Annotated in this window: 3 protein-coding genes; 1 reads left to right on the top strand and 2 read right to left on the bottom strand. The window is 35.3% G+C overall.

What is annotated here, in order from left to right:
* Positions 1 to 6: 6 nt before the first annotated feature.
* Positions 7 to 729: an NYN domain-containing protein gene (locus H4J50_RS18755; RefSeq protein WP_182257676.1), complete on the bottom strand. Its 723-nt coding sequence runs from the start codon at positions 727 to 729 to the stop codon at positions 7 to 9.
* Between the two features lie 127 nt (positions 730 to 856).
* On the bottom strand, positions 857 to 1030 hold the full coding sequence (locus H4J50_RS18750) for a hypothetical protein (RefSeq protein WP_182257675.1): 174 nt from the start codon (positions 1028 to 1030) through the stop codon (positions 857 to 859).
* Between the two features lie 1083 nt (positions 1031 to 2113).
* On the opposite strand from H4J50_RS18750, the gene H4J50_RS18745 reads away from it, so the two are divergent.
* Positions 2114 to 2431, top strand: coding sequence for a hypothetical protein (locus H4J50_RS18745; protein WP_182257674.1), 318 nt, complete (start codon positions 2114 to 2116; stop codon positions 2429 to 2431).
* Positions 2432 to 2541 lie beyond the last annotated feature (110 nt).

Here is a 2541-nt window from a genome sequence, read left to right as displayed (position 1 = left end):
GAGTTATTAATCATTATTTAAAGCTTTATGCTTACGTTTATCTCTTACCCATGTTGCTGAACCATGAGTTTGTTTCATTTCAAATAAATCAATTGCAGTGAATAAGTCACTCAACTTTTTGAATCCATAATTTCTTTGATCAAAGGATGCATGGTTTGAAATGTGTTTACCAATAGGACCTAATTGCGCCCAACCATCTTCTTCTTCAGAAGCTTCTATTGCTTGACGAAGCATATTCATCAGCTTTGTATCGCTTTTTATACTAGGTTTTCGTTTTTGAATTGGTTTATCTTCAGTGTCAATATCATCCAGATAAAGAAATTTTGAACAGCTATTCACGAATGCCGTTGGTGCTTTACGCTCACCAAAACCAATTACAAATTTTCCATCTGCAAGAGCACGAGTAACAAGGGGAGTGAAGTCACAATCAGAGGAAACTAAACAAATACTGTCTACATCTTTAGTATAGAGAATATCCATAGCATCAATGACCAAAGCAATATCAGTAGCGTTTTTGCCTTTGGTTAAATCAAATTGTTGGATAGGTTGAATAGCAAATTCATGAAGAACATCTTCCCATGGTTTAATACAGGGACTTTTCCAGTTGCCGTAGGCTTTACGGATATTGACTACGCCATATCGAGCAAGCTCAGAAAGGATGATGTCTATTTTGGCTGCGGGGGCATTATCAGCATCGATAAATAATGCGATTTTTTCCTTATCCTTCAAATGAAAATCCTTTTCAATATTGTAATTATTTTCTTAATAGTACATTTATGCCATATGCACCTGAAATTGCAACACTTTTAATAAAGGGTCGTGAACTTTCAACAGTAAAACTTGTGAGGAAAGATGTTTAGTGAAAATTTTTTTGTTGTGCCAAATTCAAACTTTTGATTTGCTCAGGGCTGAAACCATGACGTAGCAGATCGAAGTCATTTGTTTGTATTTCTGCTCTATAGCCACTGCCAATCAAGTTTTCGCCATCTAGAACAGATACAATTTGCCAATCTGACACAATAGTATTCATAATTCGACTCCAACGCTAAAAGTACTAACTAATGGTAGAAGATCTCGAATTAAAAACATATCAAATCCGTGGATGTAATCTGGACTTTTTTTATCAGAAAATGTTGCTGTGAAAGTTAACTCGCTACCACAATTATTTGGCAATAAAGTTGAGGTAGTGCCGAAACCATTTTTCTTCATTTCAAATTTAGGGAACTATTATTTCCTAAATTATGCGTCTGTTAGTGAAGTAATAGCTTCAACTTTATACCTATCCCAATACAAAGTTTCTTCAATAACGCCATGAGCCTTATCTATCAGATGATATATAAAACTTTTACCTAAACACATCATGAGTTCGTAATGAATTCGTTTTAACGCAGTTATTATGTTCTATAATTCAGCCAATTAAAGTTAATTGGATCATCGACATGACACAAGAATCAATATCTCTTAATAAAATGTTACTAAAGCATCTTCGAAAGCAAAAAGGTGAAAAACAAGAAATAACAGCACTTTCATGCCATATGTGACTGCGCATAATGTTTGAGACTACCAATCACTAAATGAGATTGGCTTCTAATGAACACTTTTGCCATAAAGAACTAATTTACGAATAAAAATCATCCCGCCTAACGATCACTTTGATACGAAACCGGACGTTAGCCTTGGCTTACCTAACCACCTAATAATATGAGAATAATAAACTATTTACTCATTAAATAACAAAACTCTTCCAGTACAGGTTTCAAGCTTACAGCTAACAAAAAGCCTCACAAACACGAATCATCAGGTAACAAGGATGCGAGGCTAATTCGCATCCAAATGGCACACCAAATACTACCCTTTGGAACATCAGACATTTTTAAGCTGAAACAACATACGCATCACGGTGAAATAAGGCATCTTTTAATGATCTGTATTTTAATTAATATTTGTAAAATTAATGACTAACAAAATGTTCAGTTATCTGATCATGACCATGGCAGGAGCCAATCGCCAACGCCAATTTTAGAGGAAAAAGTCGAGATTAGATCCACGCTTTGATTATCTTTTTAACTGAAATTTTTCTATGATCATCTCAAATATTGATGGAGTTCAGATCATGAATACAGTAGTTAAAAACTGGCACATCGTGTCTATTTCTGAAGGTGAAGAATTGATCGGTAAAATTTTATGGGGTATCTGTGTCGATGACATGACATACCGATTCGCTAAAGGCGATTACATTAGTACATCAAAAATAGTAGAAATCTCACCTCACAACCAGCTAATCAAAACTGCCAGTGGTAGCCTTTATCAAGTTATTGGCGAAGGCCAAAAATCTCAGGTGCAGATGAAAGACTTCGAACTCCTTCGTCAGGGCTTCAGTCCTAAGCAGATCACCCAATTGAATTTGGCACCATACGATTTTTTTCATTAACTCAATCAAGTGAGAGCTTATCATGCCAACCCGAACAATTGATTTTCACAATGCCGATTGCTCAGCCTGCCATAAAAAACATGTCGATATCAGAACTGAAATAGTTGCAC

The sequence above is a fragment of the Colwellia sp. 6M3 genome, assembly GCF_014077595.1.
Taxonomy (GTDB): domain Bacteria; phylum Pseudomonadota; class Gammaproteobacteria; order Enterobacterales; family Alteromonadaceae; genus Cognaticolwellia.
This window is presented reverse-complemented; position numbering and strand designations above follow the sequence as displayed.

Coding starts and splice junctions, on each gene's coding strand:
- H4J50_RS18745 (WP_182257674.1), top strand. CDS start 2,114: ATGAATACAGTAGTTAAAAACTGGCACATCGTGTCTATTTCTGAAGGT.
- H4J50_RS18750 (WP_182257675.1), bottom strand. CDS start 1,030: ATGAATACTATTGTGTCAGATTGGCAAATTGTATCTGTTCTAGATGGC.